The 257-nt window shown below is 45.9% G+C and carries 1 protein-coding gene; it reads left to right on the top strand.

The genetic code is table 11. From position 1 onward, the window contains the following. Positions 1 to 257 (top strand): hypothetical protein (locus ACSVH9_RS16430; protein ID WP_438064647.1); only part of this gene is annotated, 257 nt, incomplete at both ends.

Raw genomic sequence — 257 nt, forward strand, 5'->3', positions numbered from 1 at the left:
CCTGCTGGAACCTATACTGTAACGGTTAGTGACTCTTGTTCTTCTGAGTCCAATTCAGTAACTATTGGACAACCTGAAGCGGCTTTGGCTTTGGGTGCTTCTTCTAAAAAAGATGCTTCTTGCTTTGGAGCCAGCACTGGTTCTGTAACTGCGGGTGCTGTAACTGGAGCTGTGGGAACTGTAACCTATTCTTGGAAAAATGCTTCCAATACTGTAGTGGGTACCACTGCAACAGTTGATAACCTTCCTGCTGGAAC

Source organism: Flavobacterium sp. RSSB_23, assembly GCF_051547145.1.
GTDB lineage: Bacteria > Bacteroidota > Bacteroidia > Flavobacteriales > Flavobacteriaceae > Flavobacterium.